The 25465-nt window shown below is 71.2% G+C and carries 25 protein-coding genes, 1 tRNA gene and 1 pseudogene; 11 read left to right on the top strand and 16 right to left on the bottom strand.

Going from position 1 to position 25465, the window contains the following annotated elements; translation table 11 throughout:
• Nucleotides 1-554, bottom strand: a 554-nt coding sequence (locus tag HSO01S_RS17900; protein ID WP_169800006.1) for a lamin tail domain-containing protein, incomplete at its 3' end; no start/stop codon positions are given.
• A 161-nt stretch (nucleotides 555-715) separates the two neighbouring features.
• Here HSO01S_RS17900 and HSO01S_RS17905 point away from each other — a divergent pair.
• Complete coding sequence (locus tag HSO01S_RS17905) at nucleotides 716-1612, top strand: Fpg/Nei family DNA glycosylase (protein ID WP_066044055.1); 897 nt, start codon at nucleotides 716-718, stop codon at nucleotides 1610-1612.
• A 124-nt stretch (nucleotides 1613-1736) separates the two neighbouring features.
• On the opposite strand, the gene HSO01S_RS17910 is transcribed toward HSO01S_RS17905, so the two are convergent.
• Together HSO01S_RS17910 and HSO01S_RS17915 are read right to left on the bottom strand one after the other, a co-directional pair.
• Nucleotides 1737-2189: a DUF3817 domain-containing protein gene (locus tag HSO01S_RS17910; protein WP_066044058.1), complete on the bottom strand. Its 453-nt coding sequence runs from the start codon at nucleotides 2187-2189 to the stop codon at nucleotides 1737-1739.
• 98 nt (nucleotides 2190-2287) lie between these two features.
• Nucleotides 2288-2857 (bottom strand): hypothetical protein, encoded by a 570-nt coding sequence (locus HSO01S_RS17915; RefSeq protein ID WP_066044061.1) that lies wholly within the window; start codon nucleotides 2855-2857, stop codon nucleotides 2288-2290.
• A 117-nt stretch (nucleotides 2858-2974) separates the two neighbouring features.
• Here HSO01S_RS17915 and HSO01S_RS17920 point away from each other — a divergent pair, with 117 nt between their 5' ends.
• Nucleotides 2975-3184: a hypothetical protein gene (locus HSO01S_RS17920; RefSeq protein ID WP_066044064.1), complete on the top strand. Its 210-nt coding sequence runs from the start codon at nucleotides 2975-2977 to the stop codon at nucleotides 3182-3184.
• Nucleotides 3185-3199: 15 nt separating this feature from the next.
• Here the strand turns inward: HSO01S_RS17920 and HSO01S_RS17925 are convergent, their stop codons facing one another.
• Nucleotides 3200-3787, bottom strand: coding sequence for a M15 family metallopeptidase (locus HSO01S_RS17925; RefSeq protein WP_066044067.1), 588 nt, complete (start codon nucleotides 3785-3787; stop codon nucleotides 3200-3202).
• An 86-nt stretch (nucleotides 3788-3873) separates the two neighbouring features.
• Here HSO01S_RS17925 and HSO01S_RS17930 point away from each other — a divergent pair.
• The 4 genes and pseudogenes from HSO01S_RS17930 to HSO01S_RS17945 all read left to right on the top strand — a co-directional run.
• Nucleotides 3874-4542 (top strand): annotated as a pseudogene (locus HSO01S_RS17930) (response regulator transcription factor); the annotation flags it as partial.
• Between the two features lie 152 nt (nucleotides 4543-4694).
• A complete protein-coding gene (locus HSO01S_RS17935; protein WP_066044072.1) occupies nucleotides 4695-5861 on the top strand; it encodes a sensor histidine kinase in 1167 nt (388 codons plus the stop codon).
• Nucleotides 5862-5907: 46 nt separating this feature from the next.
• Entirely contained in the window at nucleotides 5908-6120 is a 213-nt protein-coding gene (locus tag HSO01S_RS17940; protein WP_066044075.1) for a hypothetical protein, read from the top strand.
• Nucleotides 6121-6329: 209 nt separating this feature from the next.
• On the top strand, nucleotides 6330-7553 hold the full coding sequence (locus HSO01S_RS17945; RefSeq protein ID WP_066044080.1) for a ScyD/ScyE family protein: 1224 nt from the start codon (nucleotides 6330-6332) through the stop codon (nucleotides 7551-7553).
• Nucleotides 7554-7641: 88 nt separating this feature from the next.
• Here the strand turns inward: HSO01S_RS17945 and HSO01S_RS17950 are convergent.
• The 6 genes from HSO01S_RS17950 to galU all read right to left on the bottom strand — a co-directional run bounded on the left by HSO01S_RS17950 (nucleotide 7642) and on the right by galU (nucleotide 12323).
• Nucleotides 7642-7717: transfer RNA gene (locus HSO01S_RS17950), tRNA-Ala, on the bottom strand.
• A gap of 29 nt (nucleotides 7718-7746) precedes the next feature.
• Complete coding sequence (locus HSO01S_RS17955; protein ID WP_066044083.1) at nucleotides 7747-9054, bottom strand: acyltransferase family protein; 1308 nt, start codon at nucleotides 9052-9054, stop codon at nucleotides 7747-7749.
• 76 nt (nucleotides 9055-9130) lie between these two features.
• Nucleotides 9131-9400 carry a DUF7218 family protein gene (locus tag HSO01S_RS17960; RefSeq protein ID WP_066044086.1) on the bottom strand — a complete coding sequence of 90 codons (270 nt, stop codon included), beginning with the start codon at nucleotides 9398-9400 and terminating at the stop codon, nucleotides 9131-9133.
• A 140-nt stretch (nucleotides 9401-9540) separates the two neighbouring features.
• The gene (locus HSO01S_RS19560; protein ID WP_245636058.1) at nucleotides 9541-10590 is read right to left on the bottom strand and encodes a hypothetical protein; all 1050 of its coding nucleotides are present in this window, start codon (nucleotides 10588-10590) and stop codon (nucleotides 9541-9543) included.
• Between the two features lie 150 nt (nucleotides 10591-10740).
• On the bottom strand, nucleotides 10741-11394 hold the full coding sequence (locus tag HSO01S_RS17970) for a GNAT family N-acetyltransferase (RefSeq protein ID WP_066044093.1): 654 nt from the start codon (nucleotides 11392-11394) through the stop codon (nucleotides 10741-10743).
• A gap of 38 nt (nucleotides 11395-11432) precedes the next feature.
• Nucleotides 11433-12323 (bottom strand): UTP--glucose-1-phosphate uridylyltransferase GalU, encoded by an 891-nt coding sequence (gene galU / locus HSO01S_RS17975; protein ID WP_066044096.1) that lies wholly within the window; start codon nucleotides 12321-12323, stop codon nucleotides 11433-11435.
• An 85-nt stretch (nucleotides 12324-12408) separates the two neighbouring features.
• On the opposite strand from galU, the gene HSO01S_RS17980 reads away from it, so the two are divergent.
• From HSO01S_RS17980 to mscL, 3 genes are all read left to right on the top strand, one after another.
• On the top strand, nucleotides 12409-12993 hold the full coding sequence (locus HSO01S_RS17980) for a 5-formyltetrahydrofolate cyclo-ligase (protein WP_066044099.1): 585 nt from the start codon (nucleotides 12409-12411) through the stop codon (nucleotides 12991-12993).
• A 91-nt stretch (nucleotides 12994-13084) separates the two neighbouring features.
• Entirely contained in the window at nucleotides 13085-13459 is a 375-nt protein-coding gene (locus tag HSO01S_RS17985; protein WP_066044102.1) for an FmdB family zinc ribbon protein, read from the top strand.
• A 10-nt stretch (nucleotides 13460-13469) separates the two neighbouring features.
• Complete coding sequence (gene mscL / locus HSO01S_RS17990) at nucleotides 13470-13931, top strand: large conductance mechanosensitive channel protein MscL (RefSeq protein ID WP_066044105.1); 462 nt, start codon at nucleotides 13470-13472, stop codon at nucleotides 13929-13931.
• Between the two features lie 24 nt (nucleotides 13932-13955).
• On the opposite strand, the gene HSO01S_RS17995 is transcribed toward mscL, so the two are convergent.
• Together HSO01S_RS17995 and HSO01S_RS18000 are read right to left on the bottom strand one after the other, a co-directional pair.
• Nucleotides 13956-14153, bottom strand: coding sequence for a hypothetical protein (locus HSO01S_RS17995; RefSeq protein ID WP_066044107.1), 198 nt, complete (start codon nucleotides 14151-14153; stop codon nucleotides 13956-13958).
• A gap of 23 nt (nucleotides 14154-14176) precedes the next feature.
• Complete coding sequence (locus HSO01S_RS18000; protein WP_066044109.1) at nucleotides 14177-17950, bottom strand: AAA family ATPase; 3774 nt, start codon at nucleotides 17948-17950, stop codon at nucleotides 14177-14179.
• Between the two features lie 176 nt (nucleotides 17951-18126).
• Between HSO01S_RS18000 and HSO01S_RS18005 the strand changes: the two genes are divergently transcribed.
• Nucleotides 18127-19254, top strand: a complete 1128-nt coding sequence (locus tag HSO01S_RS18005; RefSeq protein WP_066044112.1) for an LLM class flavin-dependent oxidoreductase — start codon at nucleotides 18127-18129, stop codon at nucleotides 19252-19254.
• 52 nt (nucleotides 19255-19306) lie between these two features.
• On the opposite strand, the gene HSO01S_RS18010 is transcribed toward HSO01S_RS18005, so the two are convergent.
• Nucleotides 19307-20029: a VIT1/CCC1 transporter family protein gene (locus tag HSO01S_RS18010; RefSeq protein WP_066044114.1), complete on the bottom strand. Its 723-nt coding sequence runs from the start codon at nucleotides 20027-20029 to the stop codon at nucleotides 19307-19309.
• A gap of 92 nt (nucleotides 20030-20121) precedes the next feature.
• Nucleotides 20122-21894: a cell wall-binding repeat-containing protein gene (locus HSO01S_RS18015; RefSeq protein WP_084361828.1), complete on the bottom strand. Its 1773-nt coding sequence runs from the start codon at nucleotides 21892-21894 to the stop codon at nucleotides 20122-20124.
• Between the two features lie 85 nt (nucleotides 21895-21979).
• Between HSO01S_RS18015 and HSO01S_RS18020 the strand changes: the two genes are divergently transcribed.
• On the top strand, nucleotides 21980-22660 hold the full coding sequence (locus tag HSO01S_RS18020; protein WP_066044120.1) for a 4'-phosphopantetheinyl transferase family protein: 681 nt from the start codon (nucleotides 21980-21982) through the stop codon (nucleotides 22658-22660).
• On the opposite strand, the gene HSO01S_RS18025 is transcribed toward HSO01S_RS18020, so the two are convergent.
• Nucleotides 22633-23976 (bottom strand): M1 family metallopeptidase, encoded by a 1344-nt coding sequence (locus tag HSO01S_RS18025; RefSeq protein WP_066044122.1) that lies wholly within the window; start codon nucleotides 23974-23976, stop codon nucleotides 22633-22635. The two genes, HSO01S_RS18020 and HSO01S_RS18025, sit on opposite strands and share 28 nt — an antisense overlap.
• A gap of 46 nt (nucleotides 23977-24022) precedes the next feature.
• On the bottom strand, nucleotides 24023-25465 hold a 1443-nt coding region (locus HSO01S_RS18030; RefSeq protein ID WP_373280215.1), incomplete at its 5' end, for a Pls/PosA family non-ribosomal peptide synthetase.

Below are 25465 nucleotides of genomic sequence, written 5' to 3' on the forward strand. Positions count from 1 at the left end.
GGGGTGGTGGGGGGCGTGGTCGGCGGGGTCGTCGCGCTGATGTTCGCGGCGCCCTTGGTCGGCGCGCCCGTGGTGGTGAAGTCGCCGGTGCCGTCGGGGATGCGGCCGTAGGTCGTGGTGGCGTGGGCCGTCCAGCTGTACGAGTCGAGGAGGGTGCTGCCGTCGGAGGAGAAGAGGCGGGCCGAGTCGGCGGCGCCGAGCCCGAAGCCGCCCTTCACGTCGACGTCGACGGCGAGGAAGGCGCCGACCGCGATCGAGGTGCCGGTCGGGAGGATGAAGGCGTGGGAGTCGTCGTTGTCCTTCAGCACGAGGCCGGAGAGGTCGGCGGCGGCGCTGCCGGTGTTGACGAGCTCGATCCAGTCGCCGGGAGTGCCGCCGGAGGATTCGACCTCGTTGATGCGGACGGCGGCGGTGCCGTCGGCGGCGGCTGCGGCGGCTGTTGCGGTGGCGGCGGTGCCGGCTGTGGCGGCGAGCGCGGGGGTCGCGGCGAGGAGGGGCACCGGGAGGGCGAGGGCGGTGATCACGACGGCGGACGGACGCCAGAGTCTGCGCATGGAAGCTGCCCTTTCGAGGCGGGGAAGGGTGGCCGAGCGCGGCCACCGCCAGTCTTCCGAGCCGGGGCCAACTCCCGGTGAACGGCAGGCGAACCGGGGGTGCGAGCACGCCTTGGGCGAAACAGGTGGCCGATGTCGGTGGCGGGACGGAGAATCGAGGTGTGCCAGAGCTTCCCGAAGTCCACTCCCTCGTCGCCGATCTCGGCGCGAGGCTCGTGGGGCGCACGATCGCGCGGTTCGACGTGTCGTCGTTCGCGGCGCTGAAGACGTTCGATCCCCCGGTGTCGGCGCTGACCGGCCGCACCATCTCGGCGGTGACCCGGCACGGCAAGTTCCTCGACTTCGTGACCTCGCCCGCATCCGGAGCCGACGTCGGCGAGCCCGAGCTGCACCTCGTGCTGCATCTGGCGCGGGCGGGGTGGATCCGGTGGCGCGAGGGTCCGCCCCCTCCCCCGAGCGGCCGCCCCGGCAAGGGTGCGCTGGCCGCGAGGCTCGTGCTCGAGGGCGACGAGGCGGGCCTCGACATCACCGAGGCGGGAACCAAGAAGAGTCTGGCGTTGTACCTGGTGCGGGATCCGGCGGAGGTGCCGGGCATCGCACGGCTCGGCCCCGACCCGCTCGAGCCGGAGTTCACCGAGGAGGTCTTCGCGCGCATCCTGAGCGGTGCCGGGCGCGCGCAGATCAAGGGCGTGCTGCGCAACCAGGGCCTGATCGCCGGGGTGGGTAACGCGTACTCCGACGAGATCCTGCATGCGGCCCGGATGTCGCCGTTCAAGCCGGCGGCGATGTCGCCCGACGAGGTCGCGTCGCTCTATGCCTCTCTTCAGTCGACCCTTCGAGGAGCGATCGACCGGGCCGACGGGCTCGCGGCCTCAGAGCTCAAGCGTGAGAAGAAGTCCGGCCTGCAGGTGCACGGCCGCACCGGTGAGGCCTGCCCCGTTTGCGGCGACACCGTTCGGCAGGTCACCTACGCCGACTCGAGCCTGCAGTACTGCCCCACCTGCCAGACCGGTGGCAAGCCCTTGGCCGACCGAGTCCTCTCCCGCCTCCTCAAGTAGCCCGAGGCCTCGAACCCACCCCGCCGAGAAGTCACTTTCACGTCCAAGACGCGGGGTTTGGACGTAAAGGTGACTTCTCGGCGGAGGGGACGGGAGGGTGGGGGACGGGAAGGTGGGTGACGGCTCAGCGGCCGGGCGGGCCCGCGATCAGCGCCACGACCGTGAGCAACGCGATCACGACCACCAGCACCACCACGAACAGCCACGGCCGCAGGAGGAAGAAGCGCAGCGTCCGGTCGACCCAGCGGGCATCGCGGGGATCATCGGATGCGTGGCGCCGCCATCCACCGCGCAGCCGGCCCGTGCGCTCGAGCACGGCATCCATCACGACCGTCCCGTAGGGCGGAATCGAGGTCAGCGCGGTCACGAGCACGAGCCACCACGGCCAGCGCTGGTTGAGCCCGACGACCACGGTGCTCGCGACGAAGGCGAAGAACACGACCCCGTGCGCCAGCCCGACCGCGAAGAAGAACGGCACCTCGCCGCCGGTGGCGCGAAGGATGATCGCGATCAGCAGCGCGGTCCAGGTGACGGCTTCGGCGACGGACACGATTCGGAACAGGGTGCGGGGCTGCATCCCGTCGAATCTACCGTCCGACACCTGCGGAGCCGCTGGTGACGGAGCCGCTGGTGACGGAGCCGCTGGTGACGCCGAAGCCGAGACCGACGCCGACCCTACCCCGCGGCGCAGCGCGAGTCGCTGGCGATGGTGACGTCGGACCCACCCGCCGCCGGCAGCGTGATCACGAACGGGATGAGTGCGGGCCCGATCAGGGTGAAGGCCGTGTCACCGGTGTCGGTCGTGTCCTGCGTGACGCTCCACCCCTTGTCGCGATAGGTCGACGAGACGTCACCCGCCCAGTCGGCCGCGGAGACCGAGGCGGCGAGGGTGAGCGTGCGTGACAGCACGACCTGCTGCTTCTCGCCGCCATCCGGACAGGGCTGGATGCGCGACTGCTCGGTCTCGGCGACCGGCGCGACGGGCAGCGTGGCTTCGAGCTCGTCGATGCCGAGCGACGACTCCGCGGTGACCCCGTCGATCGTGGTGGGGTAGGCCGTGCGCGAGAGCGCGATGCCCGCCCAGGTGCCGCCCACCAGGAGGATCACGACGCCGAGCAGGATCAGCGTCGACGGCCGCAGCAGCCCGTGCCAGCGCTCGCCCTTCGGCGGGAGCTGGGGCAGCTTTCGCCGCGGCAGCAGTCCGTATTGCCGCGGCCCGGTGCGCATGTCGGGCGGGATGCTCATGCCTCGACGCTACCCGACGGTGCTGCGAGGCGGCAGGTCGAGCAGTCCCGCCCGCAGCCCGGCACCCGCACACCCGCCCGATAGCAAACGTTAACCTTCCGCCGTTACCGTCAGCGCGTGACCGACACCACCACCTGGACCCGAGACGCCCTGATCGCCCGGACGGATGCCGCCTTCGCGCTCGACCATGCCCGCCTCCCGGTCACGCCCGAGCGCGCGCGGCTGCGCCTGGAGTACTTCGACGTCGTCACCGCCGTCGCCCGCGGCGAGCTCGACGCGCAGCAGGCCGCGGTACGTTTCGAGCGCATCACCGACCAGGTCGCCTGACCCGTCCCGGCCGCCTCACGACCAGTCGGCGGAGGCGTCCAGCCGCATCTCCGGGCACTCGCCGCCCGGCTCGGTCACGAATTCGAAGTGCCAGCGCTCGTTCGAGTACGTCTGGCACAGGCCGAACTCGTAACCGTGCTCGAGCAACCACAACTGCGCCTCGAGCGGCCCGATGTCGACGGCGTCACCGGTGACGTGACGCGAATGCTCGGGGGGCGCCACGAACTCGCGCGCCGCCTCCTCACTCCCGTAGGTCGTGACCGCCTCGCGGAACAACTGCTCCTGGTAGGCGGCGCTGCGCCAGCCGCTGGTCACGCCGAGGTGGATGCCGTCGGTCGCCGCCGCCGTGTCCGCCGCTTCGAGCGCCTCCCGCAGGCCCGCGTCGAGACGGGTGACTGCGGCGGCGTCCGAACGCACACCGACGGATTCATCGTCGGAGATGAAGCCGTCCTCGTCACCGCCCGGGCCCGATGCCCCAATGGACGAGACGGCGACCAGTGCCGCCACCCCGAGCGCGATCACCACCGAGAGCCAGACGACGGCGCGGGCGACGCGACGACGGAGGGAAGCGTGTGCGGAGGAGGGTTCCGAGTGGCTGATCATGAACCGATCCCATCGCGGACGTCGTTGTGCAGGCGTATGACCTTTTCGATACGCGGGCGATACACCCGCTCCCCTACGGTGGTCGGATGCGGGTATTGATCGTGGAGGACGAGGTGTTCCTCGCCGAGGCGATCCGCGACGGGCTCCGGCTCGAGGCGATCGCGGCCGACCTCGCCGGCGACGGCGACACCGCCCTCGAACTCCTCTCGATCAACGACTACGACGCCGTGGTGCTCGATCGTGACATCCCGGGCCCGAACGGCGACGCGATCGCGCGCGCCCTGTCGGCGCGACCGGCCGGCCCGCGCATCCTGATGCTGACCGCTGCCGGGCGCCTCGCCGACAAGGAGGCCGGTTTCGAGAGCGGCGCCGACGACTATCTGACCAAGCCCTTCGCCTTGAGGGAGCTGGTGCTGCGCCTGCGGGCGCTCGAGCGGCGACCGGCATCCGGACGCCCCCCGCTGCTGGAGTGGGCCGGCCTCCGGCTGGATCCGTTCCGTCGCGAGGTCTATCGGGACGACCGCTACATCGCCCTGACCCGCAAGCAGTTCGCGGTGCTCCAGGTGCTGCTCGCGGCCGAAGGCGGGGTGGTCAGTGCCGAGCAGCTGCTCGAACAGGCGTGGGACGAGAATGCCGACCCCTTCACCAACGCGGTTCGCATCACGATCTCGGCGCTGCGCAAGAGGCTCGGCGAGCCCTGGCTGATCCACACGGTCGCGGGGGTGGGCTACCGGGTCGGGCCGGGTGCCGGCGCAGCGCCGGATCCGGGCCCGGATCCGGACGACGACAGGCTCCCTGACGACGCCGCGGCGCCGGATGACGACACCGCCGGGCGCGGGACACCCGACGCGAACCCCACAACCGACGCCGCAACCGCCACCACCACCCCCGACCCCACCCCCGCCCCATGACACCGACCCCGGCCTCCGCGCCCTCCCCCACCCCGTCCCGTCCGGCCCGTGCCCCCGGACTCTCCGTCCGGGCCCGCCTCACCCTCAGCTATGCGGCCTTCGTCGTCGTCGTGGGTCTCGCGTTCGCCGTGGTCGGCTACCTCCTGTTGCGTTTCGTCCCCGAGGGCAACGCCACCGTCGGCGACGGCGGTTTCGCACCGGGCCGTTCCGACCTCCTCGAGGTGTTCGTCAAGTACACCGGCATCGCGCTCCTGGTCCTCGCCGTGATCGGTCTCGGCGGAGGCTGGTTGCTGGCCGGCCGGATGCTCGCTCCGCTCGATCGCGTCACCGCCGCCGCGAGACTCGCCCGCGACGGGTCGCTCAGCCACCGCATCCGGATGCCCGGCCGGCAGGACGAACTGGCCGAACTCGCGGACACCTTCGACGAGATGCTCGGCCGAGTTCAGCTCGCGGTCGACGAACAGCGCCGGTTCGCCGCCAACGCTTCCCACGAACTCCGGACCCCGCACGCCGTCATCCGCACCATGCTCGAGGTCGCTTCCGCCGATCCGGAGGGCCGCGACATCGAGCAGCTGCTGAGCCGGATCGCCGAGATGAACGAGCGCTCGATCGTGCTCACCGAGGCCCTCCTCACCTTGGCCGACGCCGACACCGCCACCGACACCGCCTCGGCCCGCGGCACGATCACGGCCGCCGAACTCGACGGCATCCTCTCGGCGGCCGTCGACGACCTCTCCGACGCCGCCGCCGCGAAGGGCGTCCGCGTGACCCTCGCGGCCAGAGAGGCCACGGAGGCCACGGTGGCGGGCGTGCACGGCGACGCCGCACTGCTCCGGCAGCTCGTCGTCAACCTCGTGCAGAACGCCGTCGTGCACAACATCGACGGCGGCACGGTGACCGTGGGCGTCACGCGGGGTGAGGACGGCGCCGTCGTGCTCGAGGTCGTCAACACCGGCGCGCCGCTCGACGAGGTGGCGGTGGCGACGTTCACCGAACCCTTCACCCGAGGCGCCGGCCGCACCCGGAGCCCGGGCGCATCCCACGTCGGTTCGGGACTCGGTCTCGCGATCGTGGCCTCCATAGCCCGCGCGCACGCGGTCGAGCTCACCCTCGTGCCGCGTCCCGGCGGCGGACTCTGCGTGCGGGTCACGTTCCCCCGCTGACACCGCCCGCGTGCACCGTCCGAACAGGCCGACGTAGGCTTGGCCCGTGCAGCCGGAGCCCGACGACCGCGACGACAGGCGCCCCGACGAGCCCGCCGACGAGCAGGAGCGGCGCGCCCACCAGGCCCTCGATTCGATCTTCTCCGGAGGCGACCTCGGAGACGAGACCCTCCGCCTCTCGAACGAGTTCACCGACCGCCAGAGCGCCCGCTTCACCGCCTGGCTCCGCCGCCTGGGGGCCTCCCTCCGACGCCCCTGACGGGTGCTGATTGCGGCTTACCGCATGAAACAGAGCATCCCTCGACCCGCCCGTACCCCCCGTTGTAGGGTGACCGCGTCGGCGATCACCGCCGATGCAGGGCGAGAACTGAGAACTGTCGCAACGGCGCGTCGGGGTGATCGACCCTGCCCTCCGCGGCATGCGCACGCGCCCTCCCCAACCCGATCATCGGCAGTAAGGAAACGCACATGAAGAAGCGGATCATCATCGGAGTGGCCTGCGCGGCCGCCCTCGCGACCGTCGGCGTCGCCTCCCCGGCCTACGCGTGGCATCACGCGGACGAGAATCCCACCCCCGACCTGGCCCTCCAGCCCGTGGCCACCCTCGCCGACGGGCTCGTCTCACCACTCAGCCTCGACGTCGACCGCCGAGGGGATGCGGTGCTCTCGCAGAACTTCCTCGGCGAACTCGACCAGGTGATCGAGACGGATGGCGTGGGCGCGCTCTCCACCCTGGCCACCGCCGGCACACCCGGCCTCGAGATCGGCGCCGTGTCGTCGCGGCGCGACATCGCCTACTACGCGGTCAACGACCAGGCCGCCGGAGTCTCGAACCTGATGTCGCTCGACAGCGATGGGGTGCCCGAACAGCTCGCCGACCTCGGCGCGTACGAGGCCGCCGAGAACCCGGACCAGGTGAACACCTACGGCTTCACCGACCTCGACCCGGCCTGCGCGGCCCTGATCGACCCGGCCGGGCCCGCCGGGCCGGCGACGTACACGGGGATCGTGGACGTGCATCCGTATGCCTCGCTCGCTCTCCGCGATGCGGTGTACGTGGCGGATGCGGGCGGCAACGACATCCTGCGCGTCGACTACGACGGCGAGATCTCGACGGTAGCCGTGCTGCCGCCGAGCGAACCCGTCGCCATCACGGCCGAGGCCGCCGCGGCGTTCGGCCTGCCGGACTGCGTGGTCGGAGCGGACTACGCCTTCGAGCCGGTTCCGACCGACGTCGAGCGCGGATCCGACGGCTGGCTCTACGTCTCGACCCTCCCCGGCGGGCCCGAGGACGGCAGCCTCGGCCTCCGCGGAAGTGTGTGGAAGGTGAATCCGGACGACGGCGACGTGCAGCTCGTGGCCACCGGGTTCGCGGGCTCGACAGGCATCGCCGTGGACAGGGACTCCGGGGTCGTGCTGGTGGCCGAGCTCTTCGGCGGAGCGGACGGCACCGGCCAGATCTCGGCGGTCTCCTCCGACACCGGCGAGGTCTTCGCGGCCTTCCCGGTCTCCTCCCCCGCGGCCATCGAACTGCGCGACGGCCAGGTCTTCGCGACGGTCGACGCGTTCGTGCCCGATGAGACCGGCGCACCGCAGGCGATCGGCTCGCTGCAGGTCTTCGACCTCGTGGACCTGAGCGACGGCGACTGCTGGGGCGACGACGGATCGCACGACAGCGACTGGCGCGACTGACGCGCCCGGCCGACTGACGCGCCTGACGCGACCGGCACCGACCGGCAAACACCGAAGGCCCCGGGATCGGATCCCGGGGCCTTCGTGGTGGTGGAGCTACGGGGATTCGAACCCCGGACCTTCTCATTGCGAACGAGACGCGCTACCAACTGCGCCATAGCCCCGCTGACGTCGTAACGACAACCCCGAAAGTCTACGACGAGAACCCCGCCCGGCGCCAATCCGGCCGCCGGCCCGCGCCCCACCGCCCGAGCATCAGGATCGACACCCCCAGCAGCACGCTGCCGATGATGGCGATCGGCAGGCCCATGAAGAACTCCATCACCAGGAACGGCGGGATGAACGCCAGCACCGTCGCGATCGCCACGACCCCCGAGGGCGGCGTCGGCCCCACCTCGCGCGGCGCCTCCCACCGCCCCACCAGGAACGACAGCCCGAACACCGCGGCCATCACGAGCACGAACATCACCGGCCGGGTCAGCCACCACGCGGTGGACGCGGGCGGCGGGCTCGCGAACGGCACCAGCAGCGCCAGGCCCGACAGCACCAGGATCACCGGTAGGTGCCAGAGGTAGATCGTCATCAGCCGCGACCCGATCACGAACACGAAGGCGCGCGCAGCGTGCGTGTTCATCAGCGCCGCGAGAGCGGGCCGCAACAGCCTCAGGATGCACGCCTGCGCCACCGCGAGCGCCACCAGCGGCACGGTCGGCGGGTTGAGGTTCGTCAGCATGTCATCGGCGTACGGCCCCCAGGCGGTGAGGGGCCACAGGCTCGCGTAGGCCACCGCGGCGATCGTGACCAGCGTCCACCAGCGGCGCTCGGCGAACCAGCCGTCGGCGTACCAGAAGCCGATCTGCTGCACGAGCAGCCAGACGAAGAACAGGTTCGCGAGCCCGACGGCGTCGATCCCGGTCGAATAGCGGATCGCGTCGACCGCGACGGCTCCGGCCAGCAGCACGACGAGCGTCGCGCGCGGGCTCCGTCGATGCCAGACGACCATCACGGGCACGAGCGCCTGGCAGAGCGTGTATGCGGCGAGGAACCACAGCGGGGATGCCGCCCCCACCACCGCCAGGTCGACCAGCTGCGGGTCGATCCCGATGATCCGGGCTCCCCCGATCACGGCGGCGTAGAAGATGAAGAGGGGGAACGCGGGCTGCGCGAGCCGCAGCACACGGCTGCGGACGTAGTCGGCGCCGTTTCCGCCGCGGCGCTCGAGGCTCCGCCACGCGGTGATCGACGCGAAACCGCCCACCACGAAGAACAGCGGCATGATCTGCCCGGCCCAGGTGACGGGCGCGAACCACCACTGCTGCTCGAGCGGCCGGCTCACGGCGACCTGGCCGTCCGGCCCGAATCCCACGCCCACCATCAGCAGGTGAATGATCACGACCAGCAGCACGCAGAACACCCGCGCGAGGTCGAGCGTCAGATCCCGCTTCGACAGATCGATCGAGGAAGTGGTGCGGGCAGCGGTTCTGACTCCGTCGTCGCTCATGCTGTCATCCTAGGAGGGCGACCCATTCCCGTCCGGGAATGAACGGCGCCGCGAGCGGATGCGCGGAGGCGCGCGGTCAGGAATCCCGCAATGCCTCCACGAGCTCAGCCTTCTTCTTCGAGGAGTAGCCGGTGAGCCCGATCTCCTTGGCCCGCTTCTTCAGGTCGGCCACGGTCCAGTCCTCGTACGAACCGGACTTCCCGCCCTTCTTCCCCACGGCCCCACGCCCTCGCGCAGCGGCAGCGTTCGAGATCCGGGCGGCCTTCTGCTTCGAATCGCCCTGGTCGCGGAGCTCCTCGTAGAGATCGGGGTCCTTGAGCTGGGGCGGTGTCTTCTTTCCGGGCATCGTCGTCTCCTTCCGATGCCCACCGAGGCTACGCCGGGGTCACGGATGCGGCAACGCCGCCGGGCGCGACGGCCGGTTGAGCCCGCGCGACAGCCGTTTCAGCCCGAGCGGCGCCCGGTTGAGCCCGCGCTACGGCCGCGTCAGCCCGCGCGACGGCGGGCGAGGATCTCGTCGAGATCGAGGTGCGACGAGGTGTCTCCGTCGACGATCCCCATCCGCGCGAACCGCGACGGCGGCCCGGCGGGGACGGCGGCGACAGGAACAGCTGCAACGGGAGTAGCGACAGCAGCAGTAACCGACGGCACCGCCACCGGCAGCTCGGCGACCGTCGCGTGCTCCGCATCCAGCCGAGCGCGGAGCGCCGTCTCGGCCTCCGCCGCTGCCTTCAGCAGCGACTGCCGGTGCGCCACGGCAGCCCGTGCGGTCGCGTCGGCGAGCTCGCTCGTGCGGTCGGTGTCGAGCGGGCCTTCGTCTTCCAGCGGCTCCTCGTCGGCGAGTCCGAGCGGCACGCCGACCGGATGCGCCTGGTAGCGCTGGCGGGGAACGGCGACGGGCACCCAGCCACGCTGCGTGTCGGCGTCGGCGTCGGCCGCGGCGGAACGCGCCGAGTACTCGGCGAGCTCGTCGGTGACGCGCTCCTCCGGCTCGTCGTCGGCGAACGCATCCGAGTGGTCGACGAGCTCGGGAGAGGCGAGGCCCAGGTGCACCGGACGCGGGAGCTTGAGGCGTCGGCCCGCCTTGGCGAGCTTGACCAGCGCGCTCAGGCTCGCGACGCTGGCGATCGCGCCGCCGATCAAGATGATCCAGGCACCGGTGTAGACCGCCTGCATCCCGCCGAGCACGGCCACGGCGAGCGACAGCGCGAAGACCGCGGCGGTGATCGCCCGCGAGCGGCGCAGGCGGTCGGCGGTGCGGACCGCGGTGGGGATGGCCTCGAGCTCACGCACGGCGGCGCGGTGCTTCAGGATGCGCTCCTGCTCGGCGATGCTGCGGGCGTTCGCCTCGATGCGCACCTCGTCCGGGACCTCGGCCGTCTCGGCCAGGATGCGGAGGGTCTGCTGCAGACGGACGGCGTTGCGCTCGGTGGCGAGGTACTGCCGGCTACGGAACCACGAGGGCACCAGATACGCCAGCCACAGCACCGCCGCGAGGGCGATCATGAACCCTCCGCCGAGCCATTCCGTTGTCATGCGTCAACGGTACGGGGAGCGGTGTCCGCGGCCCCGGCATGAGGGGCGCGTGTCGCTGGGCATCTGCCCGTCGGGGCGGGTTCGGAGGGGCCGGACGCCGCACCCGGTCAGTGCATCCGGTCAGTGCAGCAAGGCCGCCGCGAGCGTGACTCAGCGCGGCTGGATCGGCAGCGCCGTCTTCGCCGCCTCGACGTCGCTCTCGGGCACGCTGCCGTCGCCCGGAGGAATGAGCCCCTCCTGCCACCGCCGCAGCACACCGACGGGCAGCTCCTCGCGCACGAGCGCGAAACAGAAGTGGTCGCGCCAGTCGCCGTTGATGTGGATGTACCGGCGCCGCAGCCCCTCGTAGCGGAAGCCGAGCTTCTCGACCACGCGCAGGCTCGGGCCGTTCTCCGGCCGGATGCAGATCTCGATCCGGTGCAGACCCACCGAGTAGAAGCAGTAGTCGGCCGCGAGGGCCACGCCGATAGGCGTGATGTTCTTGCCCGCGAATCGCTCCGAGACCCAGTAGCCGATGCTCGCCGAGGCCACCGAACCGTAGCTGATCGACGAGACGTTGAGCTGGCCGGCGATCTCGCCGTCGTACTCGAGCAGGAACGGCAGGCCGAGCCCGGCCCGCGCGTTGGCCTGCAGTGCACGGATGCTCGCCCGCGTGTCGAACGACATCGGCCCCTGCGGGTTGGTCGCCTCCCACTTGCGCAGCCAGCTGCGGTTCTCGATCAGCTCGCGCTCGAGCGGTTTGGCGTCGCGGACGCGGATCGGCCGCGCGGTGACCGGCCCCTCGGAGAGTGTGGGAACGAACATTGCTCGAACACTACCGCCTCAGAGGCCGGCCGGCCGCCTCACAGGCCGCCGACGAACTCCTTCAGCCACGGGCGCAGGTCGGGACCCAGGTCTTTGCGGTCGCAGGCGAGCTGCACGATCGCCTTGATGTAGTCGAGCTTGTCGCCGGTGTCGTACCGACGGCCCCGGAAGACGACGCCGTAGACGCCGCCCGCGATCTCGTCGTCCTCGGCCAGGGTGAGCAGAGCATCCGTCAACTGGATCTCGCCGCCCTTGCCGGGCGGAGTGTTCTCGAGCACGTCGAAGACCTCGGGGCGCAGCACGTAGCGGCCGATGATGGCGAGGTTCGACGGCGACTTGCCCGGGTCGGGCTTCTCGACCAGGCCCGTCACCTTCACCACGTCGTCGTCGTCGGTCGCCTCGACCGAGGCGACACCGTAGAGGTGGGTCTGCGAGGGGTCGACCTCCATCAGCGCGATGACGGTGGCGTTGCGCTGGCCCTGCACGTCGAGCATGCGCTGCAGCAGCGGGTCGCGGGCGTCGATGATGTCGTCGCCCAGCAGCACCGCGAAGGGCTCGTGACCGACGTGCATCTTGGCGCGGAGCACGGCGTGGCCGAGGCCGAGCGGGTCGCCCTGACGCACGTAGTGCATGTCGGCGAGCGCGGTCGACTCGTTGACGACCCGCAGCATGTCGCCCTTGCCCTTCTGCTCCAGCGTCGACTCGAGCTCGTAGACCCGGTCGAAGTGGTTGTCGATCGCCGTCTTGTTGCGACCGGTGACGACGAGCACGTCGGAGAGCCCCGCATCCACCGCCTCTTCGACCACGTACTGGATGGCCGGCTTGTCGACGACCGGCAGCATCTCTTTCGGCATCGCCTTCGTGGCCGGCAGGAAGCGGGTGCCGAGACCCGCCGCCGGAATGACTGCTTTCGTCAGATGTATCCCCATGGACCCAAGCGTATCCAGTTCCGCCGACAGCGGATGAACCCGCCGGAAACACCCGCGTCATCCGCGCGGACCTACAATTGCAGCCATGGCCTCCGACCCGTCCCACGACAAGCGGGCGCTGCGCGCCGAGCTCCGCGAACGCCGCCGCACCCGCCCCGCGCACGTCGTCGACGCCGCCGAGGTGGGCTTCACCGCGAACCTCATCGCTCTCGCGACCGAGGTGGATGCACGCACCATCTCCTGCTACCTCTCCACGTCGTTCGAACCCAACACCCGGCCCTTCATCAACTGGGCCCTCGCCGACGGTCGGCGGGTGCTGCTGCCGATCGCGCGGCAGGACGGCCTGCTCGACTGGGCCGAGGGCGACGGCGAGACCGAGACCGAGGGGCTGTACGGGCTCCCGGAGCCGGTCGGCGGCATCCTCGGACCGATCGCGATCAACGACGCCGACCTGATCGTCATCCCCGCCTCGGCGGTCGACGGGCGCGGCACGCGGATGGGCTGGGGCCGCGGGTACTTCGACCGCACGCTGGGCTCGATGGAGAAGTGCCCGCCGGTGTTCGCGGTGGTCTTCGACGACGAGATCCTCGACGACGTGCCCCGCGAGCTGCACGATGCGCCGGTCGACGGCGCCGTGACCCCGACGCGGATCATCCGCTTCACACAGTGACCACTGCCTGACTTTTCCTGACCACCGTTCTTTCCGACTACCGCTCTTCCTGACCGCGCCGCGCTGCGGCGCACCACTGCCGGAGGCTCCCGTGCCCACCTACTCCTACCGCTGCACCGAGTGCGACAACGCGTTCGACATCCAGCAGGCCTTCACCGACGACACGCTCACCGAGTGCCCGGTCTGCGGGGGCAAGCTCCGCAAGGTGTTCAGCCCCGTGGGCGTGACCTTCAACGGCTCGGGCTTCTACCGCACGGATTCGCGGCCGAAGCAGGGCTCGGGCGATTCGGGCGGGTCGTCTTCGTCCTCGTCGTCTTCGTCCTCGTCGTCGTCTTCCTCATCCTCGTCGTCGGGCGGCTCGTCCTCAGGCGGGTCATCGTCGGGCGGATCGAAGGACTCGTCCTCGTCGTCGTCATCCTCCGCCGCTCCCGCCGCAAAACCCGCGAGCTCGTCGTCCGCCTCGTAGGCTTGACGGCATGCTCAAGGGATTCAAGGAGTTCATCCTCCGCGGAAACGTCATCGATCTCGCCGTCGCGGTGGTCATCGGTGCGGCGTTCACCGCGGTCGTCAACTCGATCGTCAACTCCATCTTCAACCCGCTGATCAGTGCGCTGTTCGACGCGTCGGACCTCGAGGGCGTCGCCGTCGTCACCATCAACGACGCGCAGATCAAGTTCGGCTCGGTGCTCGGCGCGATCATCCAGTTCCTGCTGGTGGCCGTCGTGGTCTACTTCGTCTTCGTGCTTCCGATCAACCACCTGAAGAAGGTGGCGTTCTCGCTGAAGAAGACGCCCGCGGAGTCCCTCCAGGAGCAGAACGAAGAGCTGCCGCCCACGGAGACCGAGCTCCTCATCCAGATCCGCGACCTGCTAGCTGTAGAGCGAGCCGCCGCGGCTGGAGAAACCCCCACAGCCTCGGATCACGCCCCCAAGCACTGACCCACCCTCGGCAGGCCCTCGCACTCACCAGTGCGGGGGCTTGTCCTGTCTGAGGCGGTCGTCGTTCTCGCCGCGGGTGGCGGGTGAGGATGCGGGCACGTCGTCCCTGTCCTCAGCGGCCCGCACCGGCGTCACGTCCGGCACGTCCTGAGGAGTCGGATCCGACCCCGCCACGGGCTCCGTAGAAACCCGCCGCCGCCCCGTCCGCTTCACTTCGACCACGCCCGAATTCTATCGGCGCAGAACTAGATGGAGATGGGCGAGGTTTCTACCAGGGACAACTCACGCACCCCGATGACATCCGCGATGCGCGACGCCACCGCCTCCGGGTTCGTGAACAGCTCGAAGCTGTGCACGCGGAGGTAGTGCCAGCCGAGCCGGCGCAGCATGTCGGGCCGCAGCCGCAGCGACTCGCGGAGCGAGGTGGAGTGCACCACCGCATCCGTCTCGATCGCGATGGCCCGGCCGTCGTGCGAGGCGACTAGGGTCAGCTTGCCGCGGTGCTCGAAGGCCACCTCGAGGCCACGCGCACCGAGCCGGCGGGCGAGGTCGATGAGCAACGCGTCGCCGGGGCTCGAGAACGTGTCGGGCGTGGGCCCGGTCTCGGCCTCCTGCAGTATCTGGCGCAGGGCGACGACGCCGAAGTTCATCCGGTCCTCGTCGATGTCCGAGGGCATGAAGCAGCTGACGATGTCCATGGATCGACGGGCCCTCGTCATACCGACCGCGAGCAACCGCTCGCCACCGGGACGAGCGAGCCCGCCGAAGTTGGTGAGCACCCTGCCGTGCGCGGTCTTGCCGTAGCCGACCGAGAAGATGACGCGGTCGCGGCTCTGCGCGACCGACTGCTCGAGCGTGGCGACCATGAACGGCTCCGCACGCTCCTTCAGGATGAAGTCGGCCAGGTCGCTGCGCTTTGCGAACGCCGCGAGCACGGCCTGCTGCACCCGCACCGCGTGACGCGGCGACGCCGTGATGACCATGAGCGACTCGCGCGGGTAGTTGATCGCGTGGTCGAGCACGAGGTCGACGACGCGGTCGACCTCGGCGTCGACGCTCTCGACCGCACCGGTCTCGGAGTCGGGCATGCCGCCGCGGCCCTCGACGTAGTGCAGCGCGAGGCTGCCGTGGCCCAGGAACGTGCCGGCCCAGGGCAGCGAGTCGATCTTGCCGCCGTAGAAGCGGTGGTTGACGAGCTCGGCGAGGTCTTCGCCGCCGGCCCGGTAACTGCGGGTGAGCGACAGCGTCGGCACGAGGTCGGCGAGACGCGCCAGAGCCGATTCGCTGTGCAGCTCCTCGACCTCGGCGGCGTCGGCCGCCGAGCGGGTGCGCTGCTCCTCGATCGGGCGCACCGCGATCTCGAACCGCGAGGGGGTCTGCGTCACCGGGTCGCCGAATGCGACGACCTGACGGCCGCGGCGGATGGCGCCGACGTTCTCGGAGAGCGTGGTCGCACCGGCGTCGACGAGGATGACCGTGTCGAAGGTGATCGCATCCGTGATCTGAGGCACCTCGTAGGGCGACGCGAGCCAGACGGGGGCGAGCGCCTTGCCGAGGTGCGGCGCGGCTTCGTGCAGCGTCGCCGAGGTGACCCGGTCGGTGCGCAGCAGGTCTTTGAGTGCCGTCGCCTCCATCGGGTGGTCGAGGATGCCGACGCTCCAGGTCTCGGCGAGCTGCCACGCGAGCAGCTGCCCGTTCATCGAGGCGTGGGCCTCGTCGACGAGCCGGAAGTCACCCTCCAGCCGGTCGAGCACGCCCGTGTTCGCGCCGAGCAGGGCCCGGTCGTTGGCGAGCATCAGCTCGAGCACCGACTGCCACCAGGCGAGCTCGAGCTCGTCCGGCACGGCGGCCTCGGGAACGTGGCGGTTCGACAGGTCGATCAGCAGCGGGTCGAGCGAGTGCTCGTGCAGCGAGTCGAGCAGCGAGGTGCGCTCCTGCAGGTTCGCGAGAACCTCGGAGTCGGCGGCGAGGCCCTCGATCATCCCGATCAACTGGTCGATCGGCAGGGACGACAGCTGGCGGGCCGTGCCGCCGGTGCCGAGCGGCAGGTCGAGCTGCGCGAGGTCTTCGGTCACCCGCTGGTACGCCATCTGCACGTCGTTGATGCCGACAGGGATCTCCGGCGGGATGCCGGCGGCCGCGTAGCGGTACCAGAGCGTGCGCTGCTGCTGGATGCGGCGGAGCGACTCGTTGATGTCGCCGATGTGCACGCCGGGCCGCACGTACTCCTTCGCCAGCGCCTTGAGGCGGCGACGCGAGGTCGACGACATCTCCGGCGCGTCCCGCCGGGGCGAGGTGGCCGCGATCAGGTCGGTGAGCGAGCGGTCGAAGACCACGGGGAGGAACTTGTCGAGCGTCTCACGCAGGTCGGCGAGCAACCGCAGGTAGGTGCCCAGCTCGGCGAGCGAGGTGAAGGGTCGCATGCGGGTCTGGCCGATGAGGTCGTAGGCGCCGGTCAGGAGGCGCGGCAGCTCGTTCGCATCGAGCCGCTTCGCGAGCTGGTGGGCGCGGTGGGCGTCGTCGCTCGAGGCGAACTGGGCGCCGTACCAGGGTGAGTCGTCCGGCCCGTAACGGAACTGGCCGAGCTCGGCGGCGCGGCTCAGCGTCTTCGCGGCCTTCGCGCGGCCGGAGGCGAGCGACTCGAGCGCGGCCCGGTCCAGGCGGGCCGTGGTCGACGGCGGGTTGGGAAGCAGCGCGAGCCGGGCGAGCTCGCGGAGCGCGTCGAGCACCGAGACCTTGAGGGTCGGGTCGATGCGGGACATCGAGCCGCGGTAGTCGAGCAGCACGCTGCGCAGCCGCACGAGCGCCTCGTCGACGTCGGCGACGCGGGGCTGCTGAGCCTTCTCGTTGCGCCCGATCGACTGGATGAGGTCGCGTCGCAGGGTGCGCGGGGAGACGGCCACGCCGGGGAGCCCCACATCCGACAGCCGACGGCTGATGCCGCCGAGGCTGAGGCGGCGCGGGCTCACGACGAGCACGCGCTTGTTCTGCGAGACCAGGGCGCCGATGGCGTTGACGATCGTCTGGGTGCCGCCGGTGCCGGGGAGCGTCTTGACGACGAGGGAGTTGCCGCCCGAGATCTGGGCGATCACGTTCTCCTGCTCGCCGTCGGCGTCGAGCAGCAGGGTGTCGGTGCTGGGGGCCCGGTGGTCCTGCGGCGAGGCCTCGACGGGGTGGTACCCGCTCTGCACCGCGCGGCGCGAGGTGACGTTGCCGGCGAGGGCGTCGAGCACCGGATGCGCGAGATCACGGCTGTCGGCCACCATTGCGCTGGCGACATCCGCGAACGACGACACCACCAGCCGCGGCTGCACCGCGAACCAGGGCAGGTGCGAGGTGAGGCTGCGCAGGCGGTCGATCACGGGCTGGGGCTTGAAGACGCCGTTCGAGGCGGCGAGCGCGACGAGGCTCTCGCCGTCGATCGCGATCTGGAACTGGGCCTGCAGCACCTCGGCGAGCACCGGGTTGACGAAGGGGGCCCCGCGGAGCTTCAGCTCGAAGTCGCGGCCGTAGCGGCGCACCGAGATGGGCCGGAGGAGCACGGGCGCGCGGTACTGCACGGCACGGCCGCCCTCGCCGTCCTCTCCCCGCCACTCGGCCAGGCCGATCGCGAGGTGCACGGAGTCGACACCGCGGACGGAGCGGAGCTCGACACCCTTGTCGGTGATGGCGCCGGCGGCGATGCGGGCGTTGCGGAGCGCGAGCTCGTCGCGGATGAGGCTCGAGAGCAGGGTGGCGTTGCCCGTGATGAACTGGGCGAGACCACCCGGATGCGTGGTGCTGAGTTCGATCCGCGAGCGCGGCGAATCGTCGAAGACGAGCAACGGGGACTCCCCGCCGAGGGTCGAGAGCTCGCTGCGCCAGCGCTCGCGCGCGGGTTCGACGAGGCTCTCCGTCGTCAGGACCTGGCCCATGGGCGCGCCCCCGGCCGCGAGACCGTTGCGCCCCCAGGCCGACTCCGCGGAGTCGGCTGCGGACGACGATTCGTCCACTTCTCGTTTCTTATCGGCACGCCACACACCGCTACCGTACGTGCGGAGGCTCGGAATGCCGGGAAATCGGGGCGAGTTTCGTGAAGTCGCCGGGTTTCGGCGGGCCTTGGCGGGCATCCGGCCTCGTCATGGTCGCGATGTCACGCCCTCGACGCGGCCGCCGCCGGAATAATTCGGAGCTCTCAGCGGCTGTATCTGAAGACATGACGCAGCTCTCTGTTCTCGACCTCATCCCGGTACGTACCGGGCAGTCCTCCGGCGACGCCATCGCCGCCAGCCTCGGGCTGGTGCAGGCCGCCGAGCGTCTCGGCTTCACCCGCTACTGGGTCGCCGAGCACCACAACATGCCGGCCGTGGCATCCACCTCGCCGTCGACGCTGATCGCGCACTTCGCCGGCCAGACCGCGCGCATCCGTCTCGGCTCGGGCGGCGTGATGCTGCCGAACCACGCGCCCCTCACGGTCGCCGAGCAGTTCGCGCTGCTCGAGGCCATGCACCCGGGGCGCATCGACCTGGGCCTCGGTCGCGCCCCCGGATCCGACCCGGTCACCTCGTACATGCTGCGCGGACCGCGCACGACGAGCGAGGTCGATCCCGCCGCATCCTTCCCGACCGACGTCGAGACCGTGGCCGCCCTGCTCGGGTCGGACCGCGCCGCTTCGGCGATGCCGTTCGGGCCGGACGACCAGCCGGGAGTGGTGCTGAACATCCGCGGTCGCTCCTACGACCTCAAGGCCACCCCGAACGTGACCAGTGCGCCCGCGCTCTGGCTGCTCGGGTCGAGCGACTTCAGCGCGACCCTCGCCGCCAAGCTCGGCATCGCGTTCGTGTTCGCCAACCACTTCGGCCAGCCCGGCATCGAGCAGGCACTCGAGATCTACCGCTCGCGGTTCGAGCCGTCGGAGGCCCTGGCGGCGCCGCAGACCTTCCTCACGGCGAACGTCTCGGTCGCCGAGACCGCCGAGGAGGCTCAGCGGGTCGCGTTGCCGCAGCTGATCAGCATGGCGCGCCTGCGCACCGGCGGGGCTCTCGCGCCGCAGCTGACGGTGGAGCAGGCCGCCGTCGCCGAGCTCAGCCCGGCCGAGCAGGACTCGGTGCTGCAGCAGTCGCGCTATTGGTACATCGGCGACCCCGAGTCGGTGGAGTCGCGCCTGCGGGCGTTCGCCGCGCAGCACGGGGCCGACGAGGTCATGGTGTCGCCGATCGGCGGCGCGTACGAGTCCGACCCGATCGCCGCCACCCCGGCGCGGGTGCGGTCGCTCGAGCTGCTGGCCGAGCGGTTCCCGGAGCTCGCGGGGCAGGCTGTGCTGGCGGAGCCGGCTTCGGTCTAGCCAGACCCTTCCGGTCGGGGCATCCCCGTCGGTGCCGGTCGGTCGCCTCGGTCTAGACCACGCCGCTCGTGCCGAGCAGGGTACCGATCGCGAAGGTCGCCGCGAGGGCGAGCGCTCCCCCGACGACCACGCGGAGGGTGGCGCGCCAGATCCCGGCCCCGCCGATCCAGGCGCTCAGCGCGCCGGTCAGCACCAGGGCGAGCAGCACGACCGCGAAGGTCACCGGCACGCGCGCCGGCTCCGGCACGAGCACGATCGACAGGAACGGCAGCAGCGCCCCCACCGTGAACGCGAGGGCCGAGGCGCCCGCGGCCTGCCAGGGGCTCGCGAGGTCGTCGGCGTCGATGTTGAGCTCGGCGGCCAGGTGCGCGCTCAGGGCGTCGTGGGCGGTGAGCTCGCGGGCCACGGCAGCCGCGGTCTCCTGGCTGAGCCCCCGCTTGCGGTAGATCTCGGTCAGCTCGGCGAGCTCCTCGTCCGGCATCTCGCGGAGCTCCCGCGCCTCCTTGGCGATCAGCGACTTCTGGCTGTCGGCCTGGCTGCTCACGGAGACGTACTCGCCGAGCGCCATCGAGATCGCACCACCGACCAGACCTGCGACGCCCGCGGTCACGATGGGTCCGATCTCGCTGGTCGCCCCGGCCACGCCCACGACGATCGCGGCGACCGAGACGATGCCGTCGTTGGCGCCGAGAACGCCGGCGCGCAACCAGTTGAGGCGGCCCGCCGAGCCGTCGGCGTGGGCCTCTCCGGCGTGGGGCACGGGGGCTTCACTCATGCCCTCAGACAACCACACCGGGACGGCCCACGGCGAGGGGCCGTCCCGGTGTGATCTTCGTGTGGTCTGGGTCTGTATTGGGCGGTCGGGCGTCAGCAGCCCTGCAGCGTGAGCACTCCCGTGCCGAGGCTGTTCGGGCCACCGAGCAGCGTCACCTGGTGCACGCCGGCGGGGCGGAACCCCGTGCGCACCGCGGCGGGCACGCAGTTCGGCTGCACCACGTAGAGCGGGGCGTCGACGCGACCGGCCCAAGCCGATCCGGCGAGCGCGTCCGGGAAGTTCACGCCCGTGGCGAGGAACGCCCGGCTGGCCTCCTTGAAGACAGTCGCGTTGATCTTCTGCGAGGTGTCGTAGCGGTCGGTGCCCGAGATGCGGGTACTGGGCGCCACCTGCTGCTGTGCCGAGGCGAGCACTCCGGTGCTGACCGAGTTCGGCCCACCGACCACGGTCAGCGTGTCGACGCCGAGGCCCTTGAGTACCTGCACCGATCCGCTGTCCAGGGCCGAGGCGCTGCCGTCGACCAGCAGCACAGGCTGGCCCTTCGATCCGGCCGCGGCGCCGGCGCTGAGAGCGTCCGGGAAGTTCGCGCCCGTCGCGATGAACGCCCCGTCGGCCCCACCCTTGAACGCGTCCTGCACGAGCAGCCGCGAGGTGTCGTAGCGGCTCGCACCGGCGATGCGGTCGACCGTCACCCCGCTGACCAGGGTCGCCAGCTGCGCCTTGACGGCATCCGACACCGAATTCACGCCACCGACCACGACGATCCGGCCGGGCTTCAGCGCCGAGATCTCATCGATGACCGGCTGCGAGAGCGCGGCCGGGTCGGTGAGCAGCAGCGGCCCGCCGAGCTTCACGGCGGCGGGGCCGGCCGAGAGCGCGTCGGGGTAGTTCTGCCCGTTGGCCACGAACACCACGGGGGCGGTCGTCGGGAACGCCTTCTTCGCGATCTCGACCGCTCCCGAGTACCGGTCGGCGCCGCTCACGCGGTCTACGTCGATCTGCGGGTACCCGAACCAGTCGGTGTAGATCACCCAGAAGAGCTGGTTGCCATCGCTGCCACAACCGGAATGATTCGGAGCGCCGGAAAGCGTGTCGTCACCCTCGGTGTAGGAGACGTAGGGCGTGTACGAGTAGAGGGCGGCAGTGGCGTGGGTGGCGATCGTCACCGCTCCGGTTCCACAGGTCGAGTCAGGTGAGAACGCGATGTTCGTAGGGGTGCCCACCGGGAACCTGGGGGAGGTCCGGTCGTTCTGCAGCTGGCGAGCCGCTCCGTAGACCTGATCGAAGAAGGTGGCGGATGCGGGGTCGCAGCCCGCGCCCGTGTCGGGGCACTCGTAGCCCGTAGCCGTCTGATAGTCCGCATCAGAGGGACTCGCCGACTCGATCAGGCCGGATTCCTTCTGGATCAAGGTCAGGAGGGCCCTCTGGCTCACATCGCAGGCCTTACCCACCGTGGCGATGATCGTGGCGGCATTCATAGTGCCCCCAGCGACGGGGTCGCACTCGGCGGTCTGCGGCTTTGCCGTGCCCGAAAACGACTTCACATCAATGCAGTTCCCACACGGTTGGGCATTGGCGTCCAAGAAGGCCTGAACGTCGTCCGCAGACATGGCGTCGCCGTTGTACATGTTCCCATCGGTGATGATGTCGCCGGCGCGGAAGCTCCCCGTGCTCACCGCGGCCAAGAACTGAGCGTTGGCCGGAGTGATATCGGTGTCGGCGACCGAGGTGGTGGCCGGCGGGGCGGGTGGGGGCGTCTCGGCGGCCGAGGCCGTTCCGGCTCCGGCCGAGAAGAGGCCGGCGGTCAGGGCGAGGCTCGCGAGCCCGGCCAGCAGTGGTTTGCGCCACATCGCACGTGTTCCCATTCGGCGATGCTAAGCGGTCTCGACAGTTGTCGCCAAGAGTCGGCGGTTGAACTCTCCGTGCATTGTCAGCGGCTACGCTCGCAGCGTGGACACGACCGCGGGCCCCGGAGTGCTCGTCCGGCTGCGTCCCGACGCGGGCGATCGCGCGGCCGACCACGCGGCGCTGGCCGAGCTGGTCGGAGCCGCGCGCATCCGGCACCGGTGCCTCGCGTGCGGTGCCGACGACCACGGTGCACCCGAGGCGGTGCTTGCCGACGGCGGGAGCACCGCCGGGCACGTCTCACTCGCCCGGGCTGGTGGCTGGGTCGCGCTCGCCACCTCGTCGACCGGGCGGGTCGGCGTCGACATCGAGGAGATCGCGCGCGTGGCCGCATCCCGATTCGACGATGTCGCCTTCGACGACCGCGAACGTGCGCGTCTCGACCGTCTCGACCGCCTCGACCGCCTCGCGACGAGAGACGCCGAGAACCCCCACGCGAGCCAGCGGATGCGCGCCCGGCTCTGGTCGGCCAAGGAGGCGATCCTGAAAGTCGCGGGCACCGGCCTGCGCACCGACCCCCGATCGCTCGGCATCGACCCCGGCATCGCCCCCGACGACGGCCCCCGCACCGACGCCCGCCTCACGCTCGTCCGAAGCGCCGTGCCCGGCATCCGCCCACAAGCGATCCAGCTGCACGAGATCGACGCCCCACCCGGCCTGGTCGGCTTCATCTGCATCCTGCCCGACGACGCCGGGCGTCAGAGCTTCGGCAGCGCCTTGGAGTAGATCCAGCGCTCGATGAGCGGCCCCACGGCCTCGCTGCCCGAGGAGGCCTCCATGATCTCGACGAAGTCCTCCGTCGACACCGCCCCGTACCGGCACTCGGCCACGTAGGCCCGCAGCGCCGTGTAGAACACCTCGTCGCCGAGCGCCCGGCGCACCGCATGAAGAGCCAGCGCGCCGCGCTTGTAGACGCGGTCGTCGAACATGCCCTGGGGTCCCGGGTCGCCGATCACGATGTCCTTGGGCAGGGCGTCGAGCCGCGCGCGGTACGCCGCCGCGCTGGCATCGGCCGGGCGGCCTCCGGAGGCCTCGGCCCAGATCCACTCGGCGTAGCAGGCGAAGCCCTCGTGCAGCCAGATGTCGCGCCAGCGCGCCACCGTGAGGCAGTTGCCGAACCACTGGTGCGCGAGCTCGTGCGCGATCAGGCGGTCGCTGCCGTGGGCTCCGTCGACGTGGTTGCGCCCGAAGACCGCGAGGCCCTGCGCCTCGAGCGGTATCTCGAGCTCGTCGTGCGTGACGACGACCGAGTACGACTCGAACGGATAGGGCCCGAACAGCCCGCTGAACAGCGCCACCATGTCCGGCACGCGCGCGAAGTCGACGGCCACCTGCGTCTCGAGCGACTGCGGGTAGAACAACGCCTGCGCGACCGGCGCCGCGGGAGCCGGGGCCGGGGTGACCGCCCGCGAGCGGTACCGCCCGATCTGCACGGTGGCGAGGTAGGTGGCCATCGGCTGCCGCATCTCGAAGGTCGAGGTCGTGCGCCCCGACCGGCTCGACCGCGAGACGAGCTCGCCGTTCGAGACGGTCGTGTACCCGGCCTCGCAGGCGACGACGATGCGGTAGGTCGCCTTGTCGGCGGGGTGGTCGTTGCAGGGGAACCACGACGAGGCTCCGCAGGGCTGCCCGGCGACGATGACCCCGTCGGCGAGCTCCTCCCAGCCGACCTCGCCCCAGGCGCTGCGGATCGGATGCGGGGCGCCCCGGTATCGCACGTGCACCGTGAACTCGTCGCCCTCGGCGATCGGCTGCTCGGGCGTGATCACGAGCTTGCGGGTCGTCTCGGCCAGCTTCTTGGGCCGCGCGCCGTCGATCGTCACCTTGACGACGCTGAGGCCGGCGAAGTCGAGGCTGAACCGGGCGAGCGGCTGCGTCGCACGCGCCCGGATGACCGCCTCGGCCGTCAGCCGGTTCGTCGCGACCCGGTAGTCGAGGTCGAGGTCGTAGTGCAGCGCGGTGTAGCCGCCGTTGCCGCTCGTGGGCAGGTAGTCGTCACCGGCGGTCGCGGAACCGATCTCGGAGGCGGGGATGGCGGCCATGAATGGGCTCAAGTCTGCCACGACCGCTCCGGAAGCGGCGTGCCCCTCACGATCGCCCGGCGATCGCCCACGGCGCGATCGGGTTGCCGGCCCACAGCGTCCCGCCCGGCACCCGCTCCCCGCGCATCACGAGGGAGGCCGGCCCGACGCTCGCGTTCCGGTCGAGCGACGCGGCGGGCAGGATGACGCTGTGCGGCCCGAGCGTCGAGCCCGCGGCGAGCGACACCCGGTCGAGCTGCATGATCCGGTCGTGGAAGAGGTGTGTCTGCACCACGCAGCCCCGGTTCACGGTCGCCCCGTCGCCGAGGGTCACGAGGTCGGCCTCGGGCAGCCAGTACGACTCGCACCAGACGCCCCGCCCGATCCGCGCCCCGAGCGTGCGGAGCCACACGGCGAGCGCCGGCGTCCCCGACGCGTTCGCGGCGAACCACGGCCGCGCCACCGTCTCGACGAAGGTGTCGGCGAGCTCGTTGCGCCAGACGAACGACGACCAGAGCGGATGCTCGGTGGCGTCGATCCGCCCCACCAGCGCCCACTTCACCGCGGTCGTGATCAGGGCCGCGATCGCTCCGGCGGCGAGCATGACCACGCCCGAGAGCAGCACGGCGAACCCGAGGCCGACCTCGGTCCAGAGCCAGTCGAGGGCGACGAGCACTCCGAGCGCGATCCACGCCGTGACCACCAGCGGCACGACCCGGAGGATCTCGCAGATCGCCCGGGCCGCCTTGAGCGAGGCCGGCGGCCGGAAGGTGCGGGCCTCGTCGAAGTCGCTCGTCGTGCGGCGCAGGCGCACGGGCGGGTTGCCGAGCCACGACGACCCTCGCTTCGCCCCGCGCGGCGTGGAGGAGAGCACGGCGACCAGGCCGTTGCGGGGCACCGTGCGCCCAGGCCCGGCCATCCCGCTGTTGCCGAGGAACGCGCGCCGCCCGACCTTCGCCGGGGCGATGTGCAGCCAGCCGCCGCCGAGCTCGTACGAGGCGACCATGGTGTCGTCGGCGAGGAAGGCGCCGGGCGCGATGGTCGTGAGGGCCGGGAGGAGCAGCACTGTTGAGGCCTCGACGTTCTTGCCCACCTTGGCCCCGAGCATCCGGAGCCACACGGGCGTCGCGAGGCTCGAGTAGAGCGGGAAGAGGAGGGTGCGGGCGCTGTCGAGGATGCGTTCGGTCGACCAGACCTGCCAGCCCACCCGGCTGCGCACCGGGTAGTAGCCCTCCCGCAGGCCGATGCCGAGCAGTCGCACCGCCCCGAGCACGAGCAGGGCGTAGACGACTCCGGCGACCACGACGGCCAGAGGCACCCACGCGGCCGCGCGCCAGGCGGCCTCGGCGAGGGAACCGGCGCCGGAGATCCCGGCCCCGACGACGAGGGCGCCGAGCACGACCGCGACGGCGGGCATCGCGGCCATCCCGAGCGAACCGATCGCGTAGGCGGCCAGCCAGTGCGAGGCCGGCAGCGGGCGCGACGCGGGCCAGGGGCGTCGGGCCGAGCC

It is taken from the genome of Herbiconiux solani NBRC 106740 (genome assembly GCF_001571005.1).
Taxonomy (GTDB): Bacteria; Actinomycetota; Actinomycetes; order Actinomycetales; family Microbacteriaceae; genus Herbiconiux; species Herbiconiux solani.

Bases quoted from the DNA above. Each gene is read 5' to 3' on its own strand.
- HSO01S_RS19560 (WP_245636058.1), bottom strand. From the start codon at position 10,590: ATGACAACGGAATGGCTCGGCGGAGGGTTCATGATCGCCCTCGCGGCG.
- HSO01S_RS18005 (WP_066044112.1), top strand. From the start codon at position 18,127: ATGACGCAGCTCTCTGTTCTCGACCTCATCCCGGTACGTACCGGGCAG.
- HSO01S_RS18025 (WP_066044122.1), bottom strand. From the start codon at position 23,976: ATGGCCGCCATCCCCGCCTCCGAGATCGGTTCCGCGACCGCCGGTGAC.
- HSO01S_RS17970 (WP_066044093.1), bottom strand. From the start codon at position 11,394: ATGTTCGTTCCCACACTCTCCGAGGGGCCGGTCACCGCGCGGCCGATC.
- HSO01S_RS17910 (WP_066044058.1), bottom strand. From the start codon at position 2,189: ATGCAGCCCCGCACCCTGTTCCGAATCGTGTCCGTCGCCGAAGCCGTC.
- HSO01S_RS17915 (WP_066044061.1), bottom strand. From the start codon at position 2,857: ATGAGCATCCCGCCCGACATGCGCACCGGGCCGCGGCAATACGGACTG.
- HSO01S_RS17955 (WP_066044083.1), bottom strand. From the start codon at position 9,054: ATGAGCGACGACGGAGTCAGAACCGCTGCCCGCACCACTTCCTCGATC.
- HSO01S_RS18015 (WP_084361828.1), bottom strand. From the start codon at position 21,894: ATGGGAACACGTGCGATGTGGCGCAAACCACTGCTGGCCGGGCTCGCG.
- galU (WP_066044096.1), bottom strand. From the start codon at position 12,323: ATGGGGATACATCTGACGAAAGCAGTCATTCCGGCGGCGGGTCTCGGC.
- HSO01S_RS17960 (WP_066044086.1), bottom strand. From the start codon at position 9,400: ATGCCCGGAAAGAAGACACCGCCCCAGCTCAAGGACCCCGATCTCTAC.
- HSO01S_RS18010 (WP_066044114.1), bottom strand. From the start codon at position 20,029: ATGAGTGAAGCCCCCGTGCCCCACGCCGGAGAGGCCCACGCCGACGGC.
- mscL (WP_066044105.1), top strand. From the start codon at position 13,470: ATGCTCAAGGGATTCAAGGAGTTCATCCTCCGCGGAAACGTCATCGAT.
- HSO01S_RS17935 (WP_066044072.1), top strand. From the start codon at position 4,695: ATGACACCGACCCCGGCCTCCGCGCCCTCCCCCACCCCGTCCCGTCCG.
- HSO01S_RS17980 (WP_066044099.1), top strand. From the start codon at position 12,409: ATGGCCTCCGACCCGTCCCACGACAAGCGGGCGCTGCGCGCCGAGCTC.
- HSO01S_RS17945 (WP_066044080.1), top strand. From the start codon at position 6,330: ATGAAGAAGCGGATCATCATCGGAGTGGCCTGCGCGGCCGCCCTCGCG.
- HSO01S_RS17925 (WP_066044067.1), bottom strand. From the start codon at position 3,787: ATGATCAGCCACTCGGAACCCTCCTCCGCACACGCTTCCCTCCGTCGT.